We start from the raw sequence: 15,090 nt of genomic DNA, 5'->3' as shown, positions 1-15,090 counted from the left end.
GGACGTGAGACCGGCCGCGGCGGGGCGGGACGCGGCGGGGCGGGGCGTCCTGGGCTGGGTGCCCCCGGTGCGGGACGACGTCTCGCCGGACAGGTCGCGCAGCCGGGAGCGCACGACGGTGAGCGAGGGCCGGTCGGCCTCTCGCTGCGCGAGCATCGTCCGCAGGATCGGCCAGAGCGGCCCGGCATGCCTGGGCGGGCGGATCAGGCCCTCGACGACCGACGTGAGGATGTCCACCGGCGTGGCACCGCCGAACGGCGGCTCACCCTCGACGGCGGCGTAGAGCGTGCCGCCGAGTCCCCAGACGTCACAGGCCGGCCCGCCGGCGTCGCCCTGCGCGCGTTCGGGCGACAGGTAAGCGGGCGATCCGATGACCTCGCCGGTACTGGTGAGCCGCGGGTCGCCCTGGCTGACGGCGATCCCGAAGTCGGTCAGCCGAGCCTGCCCGTCGGGGGTGACGATGACGTTGCTCGGCTTGACGTCGCGATGTATCACGCCGAGCCGGTGCGCCGCGTCCAGCGCGTAGGCCAGGGAGATCCCGATCTGGGCGACCCGCTCGACGGGCAGGCCGCCGTCGCGCTCGATCAGGGCCGACAGCGCGTCCCCCTCGACGAGCTCCATCACGATCCAGGGCAGCTCGCCGTCGTCGATGACATCGAGTACCCCGACCGCGCCTGGGTGGTGGACCCGCCCGGCGGCACGTGCCTCCCGCAGCACCCGTTCCCTGGCCTGCGCGACGGCCATCCCGGCGCCGGCGGGCAGCCGGACCTGCTTGATGGCGACAGTCCGGCGCATGATCTGGTCGGTGGCGCGGTGCACCACCCCCATCCCGCCCTCGCCGATCACCTCGTCGAGCCGGTAGCGCCGGCCCACGACGGTCCCGGGGGGGAAGACCGCTGGTCGGCCGGCTCCCGACGCTGACCGGCCTTCGCCTGACATCTCGTGCTCCCTCATTCGTCGCCCCCCGGCCCGCGCGTCCGGCCGTGCCCAGGTTCATCCGAGCACATCCGGCCGCGCGCCGGTACACCTGATGCCCGGCTCGTCCCCACGTGGGTCCCACCGTCCCAGGCCCGATTGTCCGACTCTCCCCGCTCGCGCGCGTCGCCGGATCGGCGAACCGGAATCGTTACAGTTCTGCCCTACGCTCGGGACGATGACGACGACAACGGGTGAGGCACTGCCCACCGTGGAGGAGATCCGGCGGGCGCCGAAGGTGCTGCTGCACGACCACCTGGACGGCGGGCTGCGGCCGGCGACGGTGGTGGAGCTGGCTGACGCGTGCGGGTACACGGCGCTGCCGACCACCGACATCACCAAGCTGGGCGGGTGGTTTCGCGGCGGGGCCCACAGCGGCTCACTGGTTCGCTACCTGGAGACGTTCAGCCACACGGTCGCGGTCATGCAGACCACGGACGCGCTCGCCAGGGTGGCCCGGGAGTGCGCCGAGGACCTCGCCGCCGACGGCGTCGTCTACGCCGAGATCCGGTTCGCCCCCGAGCTGCACACCGAGCGCGGGCTGTCGCTGGACGAGATCGTCGAGGCGGTGATCGACGGGCTGCGGGTCGGCGCGGGTGGCACCGGCCTGCACGCGCGCGTGCTGCTCACCGCGATGCGCCACCAGGCCCGCTCGCTGGAGATCGCCGAGCTGGCGATCCGCTGGCGCGAGCGGGGCGCGGTCGGCTTCGACATCGCCGGCGCCGAGGCGGGCAACCCGCCGACCCGCCACCTCGACGCCTTCCAGTACATCCAGCGCGCCAACGGCCACTACACGATCCACGCGGGCGAGGCGTTCGGGCTGCCGTCGATCTGGGAGGCCGTTCAGTGGTGCAACGCCGACCGGCTCGGCCACGGCGTGCGCATCGTCGACGACATCGCCGTCGACCCGGACGGGCGGGCCACGCTCGGCCCGCTGGCGAACTACGTCCGCGACACCCGGGTGCCGCTGGAGATGTGCCCGTCGTCGAACGTGCACACCGGCGCCGCGGCGAGCATCGCCACCCACCCCATCGGCCTGCTGCGCGACCTGCGCTTCCGCGTCACCGTGAACACCGACAACCGGCTGATGAGTGACGTCACGCTCAGCAGCGAGTTCGCGACGCTGGTGGACACCTTCGGCTACGGCTGGTCGGACATCCGCTGGTTCACCCTCAACGCGATGAAGTCCGCCTTCCTCCCCTTCGACCAGCGCCTCGACCTCATCGACAACGTCATCAAGCCCGGCTACGACGCCCTGTCCGGGAGGGCACCGGGCTGGTGACGCCGTGGGCGCGGACGGAGACCGTCACCGCCGCCACGAAGGCGACTGGCTTGTCGGACCTGGGTGCCATCCTCGCCGTGTCGGGTCCGAGAACGTCCGGGAAGGTCTCCGTGGCTACTGATATTGGTGTGGATGGCCCCGTGACGGCGGTCGACGGTGCCGGCGGGGGGCGGCTGGGCCCGGACGGGCTGGTGCGCTGCCCCTGGGGGATGTCCGCCCCCGACTACGTCGCCTACCACGACGAGGAGTGGGGGCGGCCCGTGCGGGACACGGTGGGGCTGTTCGAGCGGCTCAGCCTGGAAGCGTTCCAGTCGGGCCTGTCGTGGCTGACGATCCTGCGCAAGCGTGACGGGTTCCGGAAGGCGTTCGCCGGCTTCGACCCGGCGGCCGTGGCGGCGTTCGGTGAGGCCGATGTCGAGCGGCTGCTCCTGGACGCCTCGATCGTCCGGAACCGGCGCAAGATCGAGGCGACGGTCGTCAACGCGCGGGCCATCCTCGCGCTGGAACGCCCGCTGGAGGAGCTCATCTGGTCCTTCCAGCCGGACGCGGCGGCCCGCCCCGTCCCGCGCACGCTCGCCGACGTCCCGGCGACGGTGCCGGAGTCGATCGCGCTCGCCAAGGCGCTGCGCCGCGCCGGGCTCGTCTTCGTCGGCCCCACCACGAGCTATGCCCTGATGCAGGCCTGCGGCCTCGTCAACGACCACCTCGCCGACTGCTTCGCCCGGGGCGCGGCCGGCGGATGACCGTGGGCCCGCGCGCCGAGTGACCCTCAGCCCGGGCGCGGGACGGGGTCCGGCGGTCCCAGATCGAGCGCGTACGTCTCCCCGACCAGATCGACGCCGAAGCTGCGATGCGGCTCGCGGGCGACCAGCGTGAAGCCGGACCGCAGGTAGAGCCCGCGGGCCGCGGCGAGGACGTCGTTGGTCCAGAGCGTCAGCCGTTCGTACCCGGCGGATCGGGCGTGTGCCAGGCAGGTGTCGACGAGTTCCCGGCCCACGCCGTAACGCCGAAACCGCGGCTCGACGAGCAGCATCCGGAGCTGGCCGACGCGTTCGTCCGTCTCGAAACAGAAGACGCAGCCCGCGCGCTCGCCGTCGACCTCCGCCACCCAGCCCAGGTCACGCGGGGAGCGCCGGTTCCTCCACTCGGCGACCAGGGAGAGCACGAGCTCCTCGAACGAGGAGTCCCACCCGAACTCGCTGGCATACAGCTCGCCATGCCGCTGGATGACCCAGCCGAGATCGCCCGGCCTGCCGATCTGACGTAAGGACGTCGCCGTGCCCACCCCAGCTCCCTCCGACTGATACGACTGTGTCAGTGACACGACCGTATCAGTACAGTGGTGGCCGTGACCACGTCTCGCCGGCCGGAACTGCTCGAAGCCGCCTATCGCTACGTGCTCCAGCACGGCCTCGTGGACCTCTCACTGCGGCCGCTGGCCGATGCCATCGGATCGAGCACCGGTGTCCTGCGCTTCGTGTTCGGATCGAAGGAGGGCCTGGTGGCCGCGCTGCTGGAACGGGCGCGCGCCGACGAGCTGCGGCTCATGCAGGTCGTCCCCGAGGACGCGGACCTGGCCGTGGTGGCGACGGCCGTCTGGCGATGGCTCGCGGACCCGTCCAACGAGCAGATCCTGCGCCTGTGGGTCGAGTCCTACGCGAACTCGCTGATCCAGCCGGACGGCCCCTGGGGCGGCTTCGCGCAGCGCACCGTCCGGGACTGGTTGGACCTGTTCGAACGAGGCCAGCGCCCCGGCGTGGCCCGCACCCCTGACGGTGAACGGCAGCGAAGCGCCGTGCTGGCGGTGCTCCGCGGGGGACTGCTGGACCTGCTCGGTACCGGCGACGAACCGCGCGTGACCACAGCCGTGGAGTCAGCCATCGACGCGCTCACGACCCCGAAGCTCGGGGCCCTCGACGGCTGACGCCGGTCAGCCGGCCGGGCTGGTCAGGCGGCCGGGCTGGTCAGCCGGCTGGGCTGGCCGGGCCGGAGCCGAGGCCGGCGTCGCGGGCGCGCACGATGGCCTCGGCCCGGGTCGTGACGTCGAGTTTGGCGAGGATCGACGACACCCGGTTGCGGACGGTCTTGTCGGCCAGGAAGAGGCGGGCGGCGATCGACCGGTTGTCCAGCCCGTCTGCCACCAGCTCCAGCACCCGGACCTCGGCCTCGGACAGCTGCGGGAACATCTGTGGGGAGAAGCCGCCGACCGCGTGGCGGACCTTGCTCGCCACCCCCGTCCCGATGACCAGCTCGCCGCGGGCCACGGCCTCTAGTGCCCGCGCGACGTCCTTCTTCGACGACTCCTTCAGCAGGTAGCCGCGCGCCCCCGCCTGCAGGGCGGCCTGCAACGAGGCGGTGTCCTCGCTCATGGTCAGCACGATGACGGCCGTCTCGGGGGCCTGCTCGGCGATGCGGGCCGTCGCCTCGATGCCGCCGAGGCCCGGCATGCGCAGATCCATGAAGACGACGGCCGGCCGGTGGCGCAGCACCGCGTCCAGCGCCGCGCGGCCGTCCTGCGCCTCGGCGACGACCGTCGCCCCCAGCTCGGCCAGCAGGCCGCGCAGGCCGTCCAGGAACAGGGGATGGTCGTCGGCGATGACGACCCGGACGGACGACATCACGACGCCCTCCGCTCGCCGAGCGGCAGGCGGGCCCGCACGACCGTGCCGCCACCCACGACCGTGCCGCCACCCACGGCCGCGGCGCCGTCCACGGCCATGCCGCCGTCCACGGCCGCGGCCGCGGCGGCCGCGGCCCGGTGCACCTCCAGGCGGCCGCCGACCTCGCCAGCCCGCTCCCGGATGCTCTGGAGCCCGACCCCGGGCACGGCGTCCACGGCGAGCCCCATACCGTCGTCGACCACCTCGACGACCAGCCACGGCGGCTCCTGGCGGACGCGGACCACGCACCGCCCGCAGCCGGAGTGCCGGACCGCGTTCGTCACCGCCTCGGCGACGATCCGGTACGCCGCCACCTCGGTCGCGGCCGGCAGCGTGCTCTCCGCCGTCGGGGTGCTCTCCGCCGGCTGGTCGGCCTGCGCCTCATCCGGCAGGTCGAGTGTCACGATCGGCGCGAACGGCGCGACCAACTGGCGCAGCGCGACGGTCAGCCCGCCGTCGTCGAGCGCCGGCGGGCGCAGGTTCTCCACCACGTGGCGGATCTCGCGCACGGTGCCGCGCAGCCGGTCCCGGATCAGGGCGGCCTGCGCCGCCGCCGGGTCGGCCCGGTCCTCCAGCCCGTCGGTGAGGCTGTCGAGCTGCATCGCCATGGCCGCGAGCTGCGGGCCGATGCTGTCGTGCAGGTCCCGGCGCAGCCGCCGGCGCTCCTCCTCACGGGCGGTCACCAGACGGTCCCGGCTGCGCCGCAGGTCGTGCTGCGTCGCGGCGGCGTCGAGGAGGTCGCCGGCGCGGCGGGCGACGTCGTCGAACATCGCCCGTTCGGCGGCGTTGAACTCGTCGGCCGGGTGGCGCCGGCCCACGACCAGCGTGCCGGCCTGCCCGGTCCTGGCATGCAGCGCGGCACGCTCGACCGCGTCGACCGGCGTTCCCGTCTCGATCATCGCCAGCCGCTCGTCCACCGGGTGAATGGCGACATAGGGCACCTTGAGCGCGCGGCGTACACCTTCGGCGAGTTGCGCCAGCGCGTCGATCGGCCCGGTGGCCAGGTCGAGCCGGCCGTGCAGGGCGGCGAGCACCGCGTACGGGTCCCGCGCGGAGCCGAACAGCAACCGGTCCACGAACCGCTGCACCTGGTCGCGAGCGGCCGCCGCGACCAGGGCGGCGACGGCGAGCACGCCGTAGGCGACGCGCTGGCCGGGGACGAGCGCCCCGGCGGAGGCGACCGTCGCCGCGTAGGCGAACAGCAGAAAAACGGTGAGCAGGCCGTATACGACGGTCCTGCTGAGCGCGGCGCCGATGTCGAACAGCCGGTGGCGGACGACGCCGACGCCGATCGCGGCGACCAGCAGCAGCATGCCGACGCCCATGCTCAGGCCGTCGGAGTCCGAGTCGCCCTCGAGGAGGAGCCCCGCGAGGGTGGCGCCGACGAGGCCCACCATGCCGGCGACCAGCCACTGCAGGCGCGCGCGCTCGACGCCGGCCGAGCGGCGCAGCCGGGTGACGACCGCGGCCAGCCCCACCAGCCCACCCCCGAGCATGATCAGATATGCGGTGATCACGGTGGTGTACAGCAACCAGGTGGCGTCGTCGACCGCGAGCGGGTTCGTCAGCTCGGGGGAGACGTCCGTGCTGACGGGGGAGAACATCCGGGCCGTCAGGTGGCAGGCGATGAGCGCCGCGAGGACCGCCGCGACGCGACGCCAGCGCGCCGACGGTAGCCGGCCGTCCGGGAACAGCAGCGGCACCAGTCCCCACAGGACCATGTACGGGACGTATCCCCAGACCGCGAACCAGGTGGCCACCTCCTGCCCCGGCAACTCGGCCTGGCCGGGCACGAGGGCGAGGGCCGCGTACTGGGTCGCCAGCAGGTAGGGCCCGGTCAGCGCCGTCGACAGCAGCACCCAGCCCACCCGGTTGCGCGGCTGGTGGACCAGCACGAGCGCCGCGACCAGCGGGAACGCGGTCGCGAGGACCAGGTCGGCGCTCGACAGCACGGTCCGGTGCGCGGTCCGGTCGGTGACGTATCCATGCAGGGCGATCGCGCCGAACGCGCAGCCGATCGACAGCAGCGTCAGCAGCACGGCGAGGACCGAGGCCGCGACCACCGCCGGCGTCATGGACATCATCGGCGTGATCGATGCCGGCCCTGCCGCGGTGGCGGCGGTGCCCGTGCTCGGGCCGCGCCCCGCGCCCCTCGGCTCCGCGGTGGGCGTGGCCCGGTCGAGGCCGTCATGGACGACGGCCCCGTCGGCACGGCTGTCGCCGTGGTCCAGCGTCAACGTGTGGGCGCCCATGTTCCCCAGGATCCCGCGCGATACCGCTGGTAGCCGTCCTGTCGGTGACCCCGGACCTGTCGGGTGCGCGTCCCCTGCGCGGGCCCGCTGTCCCTCGTTTCCGGGACAGCGGGCGCAGGACCTTGCTTTCAGACGCCGACGGCGACGAGGCCGCCGGCAGACGAGAGGACGGATGACATGACAACCGCAACTGCCCCCGCCCGCCACGCCGCTCCCGCCGCCGGCGCGGTGGCCCGCCCCCGCTGGACCTGGCTGGGCGTCGGCGCCGGCGTGCTCGGCTTCGTCGCGACGGTGGTCACCGCCACCGGCGTGTCCGACAAGCAGGTCGGGCCGGGCGTGATCGACAAGATCTCGCGGACCTCGACCCAGATAGGCGGCGCGATCGGGTACGTGGCCGTCGCGCTTCTGCTGGTGCTGGCCGCCTGCTGGCGCTCGAAGATCATCCAGGCGTTCCCGGACAGGGTGGCGGCCCGGGTGGTGGCGGACGCGTTCGTCGCCTCGGCCGCGGCGCTGACGTTCGGCTACGGCTGGAAGCTGGCCCTCGCCGACTACATGCCCGGCGGGATGGACGAGAAGCTCTTCACCCGCGAGGGGCAGTTCGTCTACTACATGCTCTGCGACTTCGGCCCCTGGATCGGCTACCTGGGCGTCGTCGTGGCGGCGGGCGCCGTCGCCTGGCTCGGGCTGCGCGACCGGCTCGTCTCGAAGTGGCTGGGCATCGTCAGCCTGATCCCGCCGCTCGCGGTGCTGTTCATGGCCTGCACGATGTCGATCGCGGGCTTCCCCGGCATGGTCGGCCCGATCTGGCTGATCATCGCCTTCGCCGGCCTGAGCCTCGGCAAGCACGAGCTCACCGGCACCGCGAAGGCCTGACACCTCGCCTCGGTCGTCGAACGCCGTCGGCCCGCCTGGTTCACAAACCAGGCGGGCCGACGCCATGCCCGGACCATGACTCAGGGCTGCATTTCGGCCAGGACGTCGGCGGTGGACGAGAGACCCAGGCGGGTGGCGCCGGCCTGGACGAACGCCAAGGCCTGGGAGGCGGTCTTGATCCCGCCGGAGGCCTTGATCCCGAGCCGGCCGCCGACGGCGGCGTGCATCGCGCGGATGGCGCGCAGGCTCGCGCCGCCGGCGGGGTGGAAGCCGGTGGATGTCTTGACGAAGTCCGCGCCGCCGGCCAGCGAGGCGCGGCAGGCCGACCGGATCGTCGCGTCCTTCAGCAGCGCCGTCTCGAGAATGACCTTGAGGACGACGGGTGCCGGCACCGCGACGCGGATCTGGTGGATCTCGAACTCGATCGCGGCCCAGTTCTCGTCCACCGCGTTCGCGATGTCGATCACCATGTCGATCTCGGTCGCGCCGTCCGCCACCGCGCGCCGCGCCTCGTCCACCTTGACCGCGGTCAGGTGGTTGCCGTGGGGGAAGCCGACGACCGAGGCGACCGCGTAGGCCGGCGGGCCGCCGTTGCCCACGGACCGCGCCTCCCGGCGGGCGCTGGCCGCCGCCAGGTAGACGTGGGTCGGCGCGACGCAGACGGCGGCGACCTTGAACTTCGCCGCGTCCGCGCACAGCTTGAGGACGTCCTCGTCGGTGGCGTCGGGCTTCAGCAGCGTGTGGTCGATGATCGCCGCCAGTTCCGCCCGGTTCGTCGGCACCGGCGGTAGTGGTGGCGACTCGGGCGCTGGCGGGAACTTGTGCGGGTTGGTCGTTCCCGAGGTGCCGGCTGGCTGGTCAGGTTCGTCGGCTGCCGTCGTCATGGCCCCATCTTTCCGCGCGGTTCGCCCGCGGACGAGGCCCCTGCGCTTTGGATGCCGGTGATGCGGTGGTACACGTCCTTTTGGCCCGCGGCGCGCGCGGTCCCGCCCGCCCGCGGCCGGCGCGGTACCTCCCAAGGAGCATTCTCGTGCAGGTAGATGTCATCGATCACCCGCTTGCCGCGGTCGCGCTCACTCTCCTGCGGGACGAGACGACGCCCCGGGTCGGCTTCCGGGCGGCTCTGCACGACCTGGCGACGATGCTGATCTACGAGGCCACCCGTGAGCTGCCGACGTCCGTCGTCCCGGTGCGTACGCCGCTGACCGAGACCACCGGGACGAGGCTCGCCGCGGAGCCGGTCGTCGTGCCCGTCCTGCGCGCGGGGCTGGGCATGCTGCCGGCGGCGCAGGCGCTCGTGCCGGACGCGGTCAGCGCGTTCATCGGGCTGGCCAGGGACGAGGCGACCTTCCAGCCGACGGTCTACCTGGAATCGGTGCCCGCCGATCTGTCGGGCCGGCCGGTGCTGCTGCTCGACCCGATGCTGGCCACCGGTGGTTCCGCGCTGCACGCCCTGCGGCTGCTCGCCGACCGCGGTGCCCGGGGAACCGTCGTCGTCTCGGTCGTCTCGGCCCCCGAGGGCATCGCCGCTCTCGAGGCCAGCGGCCTGGACATTCGCCTCGTCACCGCCACCATCGACGACGGCCTCAATGAAACGGCCTACATCGTCCCTGGTCTCGGCGATGCCGGCGACCGCCTCTTCGGCGCCGTCTGACCATTGCCGGAGCCGTGCCGTGCCGTGCCGGACGGCCGGTCGGCGCCCTATCCGTCGGAGAGGGCGTGCTGATAACCGGCGTGGACGGCGTTCGTGACGGGAGCGGTGTCGCCGAACACCCGGCGGACGCGGGGCAGGAGTTCCTCGTAGAGGGCGCGCGCGGCTCGCCGGTCGGCGGAACCGAGCAGGTTGAGCGCCGCGTCGGCGCTAATCGTCAGCGTGGTGCGGTTGTTCTCACCCAGAGTTTGCCGCAGGCGGGGGAGAAGATCCTCGTAGAGGGCGCGGGCGGCCTGCCGGTCGCCGCACCTGTGTAGGTTCCGCGCGGCGAAACCGGAAAGCGTCAGTGTGTTGTGGTTGTTTTCTCCGAGTGTTTCGCGCAGGCGTGGGACGAGGTCGTCGAAGAGGGCGCGGGCTGCCTCGTGGTCGCCGTGATCGAGCAGGTTCCGCGCCGCCAGGCCGGTATCGATCAGCGTTGTCCGATGGTTTTCCCCGAACACCTGGCGGGCTCGCGGCAGGAGATCCTGGTACAGGCTGCGTGCCTGGGCCCGACTGCCGGAGTCGGCGAGGTTACGCGCCGCCTCCCCGGCGAAGAACAATGTTCGCGCCTCGTTTTCGCCGAGCGTTTGGCGCAGGCGCGGGATGAGGTCATCGAACAGGGCGCGAGCCGAGGCGTGGTCGCCGGACTCGCGCAGGTTCTGCGCCGCCAGGCCCACGGCGGTCAACGTGTCGGGGTCGTCCTGGCCGAGTACGCGGCGAAGGCGCGGCAGGAGGTCCTCGTACATGGCGCGGGCCGCCGGATGGTTGCCGGCGTCGGCCAGGTCCCCGGCCGTCCTGGCCCGTTCCCTCAGCTGTTCGGGATCACCGTCGTCCCAGCCCTCGGCGGGGGTCTGGCGAGGGTCGATCCGGCGCGTCATGGGTGACGCCGCCCGGGCGGCGGCCCGGACGGACATGTCGACGGCCACCGGGATGCGGCAGTAGTCGAGCCAGTCGGGCGCGAAGACCCGGGCGCCGGCCTCGGCGAGCTCGAGCGCGAGCTGACGGGCGGTGCTCTGGCGTTCGGCCGGCTCCTGCTGGAGCGCCTTCATCACCACCCGGGCGAGCGGCTCGGGGACGGGCGGCGCCGGTGGGACGGCGGCGGTCCTGGCCCACCGCTGCGGGAACGGGAGCCGGCCGGACTGGAGGCGGTAGAGCACCACGCCGAGGCCGAAGACATCCGTGGCCGGACTGAGAATGCCGCCCTGGAGCTGCTCGGGAGCCATGTAGACAGGACTGCCGATGACGTAGCTGGCCTCGCCCTCGGTGCTCTCCAGGATCTTCGCGATGCCGAAGTCGGTGACCTTGGGGGTGCCGTCGGCGGCGAAGAGGATGTTGTCGGGCTTGACGTCGCGGTGCAGGACGCGGGACGCGTGCGCGTGGTGCAGGGCCTCGGCGACGGCGATGCCGACGGCGCAGATCTCCTCAGGGGACAAGCCCGCCCGCCGCCGGGCGCTGAGGGTCCCGCCGGCGAGGAACTCCATGATGAGCAGCCGGAGGCGCTGGTTCGGGACCTCGCGGTAGTCGTACACGCGGGCGACGTGGGGGTGGGCGTCGAGACTGGCCAGGACCCGGGCCTCGAGACTGAACCGGTCCTGCTGGTTGGGCTGGGTGAGGACCTTGATGGCGACCCTGCGGCCCATGGCCCGGTGGTATCCGCCCAGGACGACACCGAATCCGCCCACGCCGATCTCGTCGCCGACCTCGTAGTCGGGCAACGCGGCCTGGACGGCCGCCTTGTAGATCGACATCTGTGTGCTCCCCTGGCGGCGTGAGATCGCCCGTGTCGACGACACTACGACCTCCCGGACCGCCGACCTGCCGGATCGTCGACCTGCCAGATTGCCGACCCGACGGATCGCCGACCGCCGGGAACTCGGTATGGCATGTTATTTGCGCGGGCAACGATTTCTACCCGCGGAACGCCCCTGGCGCGGCCTCGCGGGTTGGCCACCGCTTTCCGCCCGGCGTGGTGGGACGGTCGTCTGCGCGACAACCTCGTCTCTACGCCAACTACGTTGCGCGCCAGACGGTTCGCGGTAAGCTGTCCCCGATCGCCCGGTCTTTCCGGTTGACGCCGTTCCTGCTCGCGCCGTACCCGCTCGATAGCGCCTCGGTGGCTCTGTCACGTTCCGAGGCCTGACCGCGTCTGGACGTTATATGCCGCTGTTGGGCGAGGGGCAGGTCATCCGCGACACCTATCGCGTGGAACGGTTTCTCGGAGAGGGCGCCTTCGCGGAGGTCTACCGGGTCAGGCACCCATTCCTTGGCCGGCAGGCCATGAAGGTGTTTCGCCGTCCCGGCCTGTCGACGAACGACATCGAGAAGGCGCTGGGAGAAGCCGTGCTGCTTTCCCGGCTCGGACATCCCAACATCGTGCGTGTCTTCGACGCGAACACTCTCGAGACCTCGTCCGGGGTGTTCGGCTACTTCACGATGGAATACGTGCCCGGTGGCACGCTGGCCGACCACCTGGCCGCTCACCGCGGGTTCCTCCCGGTCGCCGAGGCCGTGGACATCGCCGTCCAGGTGTGTCGCGGCCTCGCCGTCGCCCACCAGAAGAACCCGCCGATCATCCACCGCGACATCAAGCCGCAGAACCTGCTGATGGGGCACGACGGCGACGCCACCCGGGTGCTCGTCTCGGACTTCGGCCTGGCCAGGGCGGTGAACCCGTGGACGCTGATGGCCAGCACTCGCGGCACCATGGCGTTCAAGGCGCCGGAGACGTTCCTCGACCCGCGCGGCGACTCCCGCGCCGGCGACGTCTGGGCCATCGGCTCGGTCCTCTACCTGCTGCTCACCGCCCAGATGCCGCACCCGGAGCTGGTCGCGGCTGATCCCCTCGCGGGTGCCTGGTACACGGGCCGGCTCATCCCGCCCCGGGAGCTGCGGTACGTCGTCGACGAGCGCCTCGAGAAGATCGTGACCCGGTCGCTCGCGCTGGACCCGTCCCAACGCCATGTCTCCGCGCCCGAGCTGCTCACCGACCTCGAGAGCTGGCGGACCCCGGCCGCGCCCGTCCCGCCCCCCTCCGTCCCGCCCCCCTCCGTCCCGCCCCCCTCCGTCCCGTCCGTTCCGCCGGCGGCTTCCGAGCGCCCGAGCACGCGCGGGCCGGCGCCCCGCGAGGAACCCGCCGGCGCCCAGAACACGGGGCTCGCGGCGGGCGGCCCGGCCCAGCTCACCGGGGGCCTCCAGCGCCGCCACGACGTGGGGCCCGCACTCCGGCAGCGGCCCGTCGGGCGGATCCGGCGCCGTGGCGACCGCCGGCCCGCCGGACGCTGACGCCCGGAGCGCGGCGAAGGCGGCCACCGGTCCCGGGCCGGCGTCTCCCGGCGCCGCGGAGCCGGACGACGTCCCCTCCCTGGCCAGCGTCCCCGCGAGTGTCGAGGCCGACGACGTGGCCGGGGCGGCGGCACACCTCGTCGACGAGGCGCTGCGGCTCGCGGGGGAGGGCCGGCCCGTGGCCGCCGCCAACCGCCTGACCGCCGCGTACGACCTGGTCCCGGCCCTGCGGGACCGGCACGGATCTCGGGAACAGCTCTCACGCAGGGGTGTGGTGATGTGACGTGACCTCCGTCGGCGAGGGGCGGGAGATCCTCGGCAAGGTCAGCCTGCCGTGGCTGTACGACGCCAACGCGTTCCGGGTGACGGGCCTGGCGGTGACGGCGAGCCGCCGCGACATCCGCCGGGTCTCCGACCGGGTGAGGATCGCCGAGCGGCTGGGCGAGGCCGCCGCCCCGGCCCATGCCCTGGCCCTCACGGTGCCCGTGACCGCGGCGGCCCTGTCCACCGCGCTCGACCGCCTGCGCGACCCGCGGCTCCGCCTCGTCGACGAGTTCTTCTGGCTCTGGCCGTCCGCCGAGCCTGCCGGCGCGACCACTGCCCCCGGTCCCGCCGCCGCCGCGACGACGACCGGCGGCGCCACCGCCGCCGACCAGGCGGCCGCCGGTGGCGTCACCGGCGACAGTGCCACCGCTGGTGATGACGCCGCTGGTGCCACCGCCGCTGGTGCCACCGCCACCGGCGCCACCACCGGCAGTGCCACCACGGACAGTGCCACCGCCGGCGACCCGGCGCTCGCCGCGTTGGCCGCGGGCGACGTCGACGGGGCCCGGCGCCGCTGGATCGAGGCCGCCTCGACCGACGGGGCCGCCCGGCACAACCTCGCCGTCCTGGCTCATCTACGCGCCCTTGACGCCGAGCGCGCCGGCGCCGGCGCCGCGTCCGGCGCGCCGGACGCGGCCGCGGGGCCCGCCGGCGCGCCGCCCCGGCCGGACTGGCGCGAGGTGTACTGGTTGTGGGCGGCCGTGCTGGCCGACGAGGCCTGCTGGAACGCGTTCGAGGCGCGCATAGCCGCCGCCGGCGACGCCCGGCTCGGCGTCGGGCTCGCCGCCGGGATCCGCTCCGCGCTCCCGGACACCCTGCTCGCCAGCGGCGCGGCACTGGTCGCCGCCGCCGTCGACGCCGGAGACCTGCCGGCCGCCCGTGCCCACCTCGCCGCGCTTCGCGAGCTCGGCGCGGGGGATCTCGACGCGGCGCTGCGGGCGGCCTGCGAGCCCTGGCTCGCCCAGGTCCGGTCACTGTGCGCGGACGCCGACCGGGCGGCCCAGGACAGGCCAGCGACCGGTCTCGACGTCGCCGAACGCGTGCTCACCGACGCCGAGCCGACGATGGCCCGGATCGACGAGCTGCTGCCGCCGAGGAACCTGACCAGGATCGGCATCCGCGACCAGCTTGGCCAGACAGTGCTGACCGCGTTGCTGCTCTATGACCAGACCTTCGTCAACGCCGCCGGCGAGCCGTCGACCACCGAGTTCCCCGACCATTTCCGGATGCGTGAGCTGCTGCGCCGGGTCACCCCGCTGGTCGAGTCGGCGGCGCTCGCCCAACGCATCGGCGAGAACCTCGACATCGTCGAACGCCAGGCCACCGCCGCCGCCTGCTACTACTGCCAGCGCCGGCGCTACGACAAGGCGTCGTCGCTGTCGCGCCCCATGCACCGGGTCAGCCACACCGAGACGACGTGGAACGGCCGGCGGATCCACTACCAGTCGGTGACCGTGACGATCCCTCGCTGCCGGGAATGCGCCCTGAGGCACCAGGAGCGGCGGATCTTCTCGTGGCTCGGCGGTATCGCCGCCTTCCTGGTGATCGTCGCCCTGGCCACGGTGGTCGGGTCGGCCGGGTGGGGCGTCCTGGTGGGCGCGATCGCGTTCCTCATCTCCGTGATCTGGGGGCGCGCGGCGATCAGTGGCAAGACGAATCGTTACCCGCCGCTGATCGAGCTGCGTGCCGAGAAGTGGCTACCTGGCGCCAAGCCGGCGGGGTCGTGATGGCCACGACTCGTGACGGCGCGCG

General features: G+C 73.2%; 14 protein-coding genes. 8 read left to right on the top strand and 6 right to left on the bottom strand.

What is annotated here, in order from left to right:
• Positions 1-939, bottom strand: a 939-nt coding sequence (locus tag FRCN3DRAFT_RS0201215; RefSeq protein ID WP_157845301.1) for a serine/threonine-protein kinase, incomplete at its 3' end; no start/stop codon positions are given.
• A 214-nt stretch (positions 940-1,153) separates the two neighbouring features.
• On the opposite strand from FRCN3DRAFT_RS0201215, the gene FRCN3DRAFT_RS0201210 reads away from it, so the two are divergent.
• Both FRCN3DRAFT_RS0201210 and FRCN3DRAFT_RS0201205 read left to right on the top strand, forming a co-directional pair.
• A complete protein-coding gene (locus tag FRCN3DRAFT_RS0201210; protein WP_007519645.1) occupies positions 1,154-2,257 on the top strand; it encodes an adenosine deaminase in 1,104 nt (367 codons plus the stop codon).
• 122 nt (positions 2,258-2,379) lie between these two features.
• The gene (locus tag FRCN3DRAFT_RS0201205; protein WP_051466520.1) at positions 2,380-3,000 is read left to right on the top strand and encodes a DNA-3-methyladenine glycosylase I; all 621 of its coding nucleotides are present in this window, start codon (positions 2,380-2,382) and stop codon (positions 2,998-3,000) included.
• A gap of 26 nt (positions 3,001-3,026) precedes the next feature.
• Here FRCN3DRAFT_RS0201205 and FRCN3DRAFT_RS0201200 read toward each other — a convergent pair whose 3' ends face one another.
• Positions 3,027-3,542 carry a GNAT family N-acetyltransferase gene (locus FRCN3DRAFT_RS0201200; protein WP_007519649.1) on the bottom strand — a complete coding sequence of 172 codons (516 nt, stop codon included), beginning with the start codon at positions 3,540-3,542 and terminating at the stop codon, positions 3,027-3,029.
• 63 nt (positions 3,543-3,605) lie between these two features.
• On the opposite strand from FRCN3DRAFT_RS0201200, the gene FRCN3DRAFT_RS0201195 reads away from it, so the two are divergent.
• Positions 3,606-4,181: a TetR/AcrR family transcriptional regulator gene (locus tag FRCN3DRAFT_RS0201195; protein ID WP_232793883.1), complete on the top strand. Its 576-nt coding sequence runs from the start codon at positions 3,606-3,608 to the stop codon at positions 4,179-4,181.
• 40 nt (positions 4,182-4,221) lie between these two features.
• Here FRCN3DRAFT_RS0201195 and FRCN3DRAFT_RS0201190 read toward each other — a convergent pair whose 3' ends face one another.
• Together FRCN3DRAFT_RS0201190 and FRCN3DRAFT_RS0201185 are read right to left on the bottom strand one after the other, a co-directional pair.
• Positions 4,222-4,875 carry a response regulator transcription factor gene (locus tag FRCN3DRAFT_RS0201190; RefSeq protein ID WP_007519653.1) on the bottom strand — a complete coding sequence of 218 codons (654 nt, stop codon included), beginning with the start codon at positions 4,873-4,875 and terminating at the stop codon, positions 4,222-4,224.
• Positions 4,875-7,169 (bottom strand): sensor histidine kinase, encoded by a 2,295-nt coding sequence (locus FRCN3DRAFT_RS0201185; RefSeq protein WP_007519655.1) that lies wholly within the window; start codon positions 7,167-7,169, stop codon positions 4,875-4,877. The genes FRCN3DRAFT_RS0201190 and FRCN3DRAFT_RS0201185 overlap by 1 nt, the downstream gene beginning before the upstream one ends.
• 177 nt (positions 7,170-7,346) lie before the next feature.
• On the opposite strand from FRCN3DRAFT_RS0201185, the gene FRCN3DRAFT_RS0201180 reads away from it, so the two are divergent.
• Positions 7,347-8,042 (top strand): hypothetical protein, encoded by a 696-nt coding sequence (locus FRCN3DRAFT_RS0201180; protein ID WP_007519657.1) that lies wholly within the window; start codon positions 7,347-7,349, stop codon positions 8,040-8,042.
• An 80-nt stretch (positions 8,043-8,122) separates the two neighbouring features.
• Here FRCN3DRAFT_RS0201180 and deoC read toward each other — a convergent pair whose 3' ends face one another.
• Positions 8,123-8,926 carry a deoxyribose-phosphate aldolase gene (gene deoC / locus FRCN3DRAFT_RS0201175; protein ID WP_007519658.1) on the bottom strand — a complete coding sequence of 268 codons (804 nt, stop codon included), beginning with the start codon at positions 8,924-8,926 and terminating at the stop codon, positions 8,123-8,125.
• A gap of 146 nt (positions 8,927-9,072) precedes the next feature.
• Between deoC and upp the strand changes: the two genes are divergently transcribed.
• The gene (gene upp / locus FRCN3DRAFT_RS0201170) at positions 9,073-9,696 is read left to right on the top strand and encodes a uracil phosphoribosyltransferase (protein WP_007519659.1); all 624 of its coding nucleotides are present in this window, start codon (positions 9,073-9,075) and stop codon (positions 9,694-9,696) included.
• Between the two features lie 47 nt (positions 9,697-9,743).
• Here the strand turns inward: upp and FRCN3DRAFT_RS49065 are convergent, their stop codons facing one another.
• Positions 9,744-11,480, bottom strand: a complete 1,737-nt coding sequence (locus FRCN3DRAFT_RS49065; RefSeq protein ID WP_007519661.1) for a serine/threonine-protein kinase — start codon at positions 11,478-11,480, stop codon at positions 9,744-9,746.
• 409 nt (positions 11,481-11,889) lie between these two features.
• Here FRCN3DRAFT_RS49065 and FRCN3DRAFT_RS42105 point away from each other — a divergent pair, with 409 nt between their 5' ends.
• Genes FRCN3DRAFT_RS42105 through FRCN3DRAFT_RS42100 form a run of 3 tightly spaced genes read left to right on the top strand, consistent with a single transcriptional unit; the run spans position 11,890 to position 15,065 of the window.
• A complete protein-coding gene (locus FRCN3DRAFT_RS42105) occupies positions 11,890-13,014 on the top strand; it encodes a serine/threonine-protein kinase (protein ID WP_007519663.1) in 1,125 nt (374 codons plus the stop codon).
• Positions 12,986-13,297 (top strand): hypothetical protein, encoded by a 312-nt coding sequence (locus tag FRCN3DRAFT_RS0201155; protein WP_007519665.1) that lies wholly within the window; start codon positions 12,986-12,988, stop codon positions 13,295-13,297. The genes FRCN3DRAFT_RS42105 and FRCN3DRAFT_RS0201155 overlap by 29 nt, the downstream gene beginning before the upstream one ends.
• Position 13,298: 1 nt before the next feature.
• Positions 13,299-15,065: a hypothetical protein gene (locus tag FRCN3DRAFT_RS42100; RefSeq protein WP_035924184.1), complete on the top strand. Its 1,767-nt coding sequence runs from the start codon at positions 13,299-13,301 to the stop codon at positions 15,063-15,065.
• Positions 15,066-15,090: the final 25 nt, after the last annotated feature.

The organism is Pseudofrankia saprophytica (assembly GCF_000235425.2).
GTDB classification, from domain to species: Bacteria; Actinomycetota; Actinomycetes; order Frankiales; family Frankiaceae; genus Pseudofrankia; species Pseudofrankia saprophytica.
This window is presented reverse-complemented; position numbering and strand designations above follow the sequence as displayed.

Coding starts and splice junctions, on each gene's coding strand:
- FRCN3DRAFT_RS0201210 (WP_007519645.1), top strand. CDS start 1,154: ATGACGACGACAACGGGTGAGGCACTGCCCACCGTGGAGGAGATCCGG.
- FRCN3DRAFT_RS0201190 (WP_007519653.1), bottom strand. CDS start 4,875: ATGTCGTCCGTCCGGGTCGTCATCGCCGACGACCATCCCCTGTTCCTG.
- FRCN3DRAFT_RS0201185 (WP_007519655.1), bottom strand. CDS start 7,169: ATGGGCGCCCACACGTTGACGCTGGACCACGGCGACAGCCGTGCCGAC.
- FRCN3DRAFT_RS0201180 (WP_007519657.1), top strand. CDS start 7,347: ATGACAACCGCAACTGCCCCCGCCCGCCACGCCGCTCCCGCCGCCGGC.
- deoC (WP_007519658.1), bottom strand. CDS start 8,926: ATGACGACGGCAGCCGACGAACCTGACCAGCCAGCCGGCACCTCGGGA.
- FRCN3DRAFT_RS49065 (WP_007519661.1), bottom strand. CDS start 11,480: ATGTCGATCTACAAGGCGGCCGTCCAGGCCGCGTTGCCCGACTACGAG.
- FRCN3DRAFT_RS42105 (WP_007519663.1), top strand. CDS start 11,890: ATGCCGCTGTTGGGCGAGGGGCAGGTCATCCGCGACACCTATCGCGTG.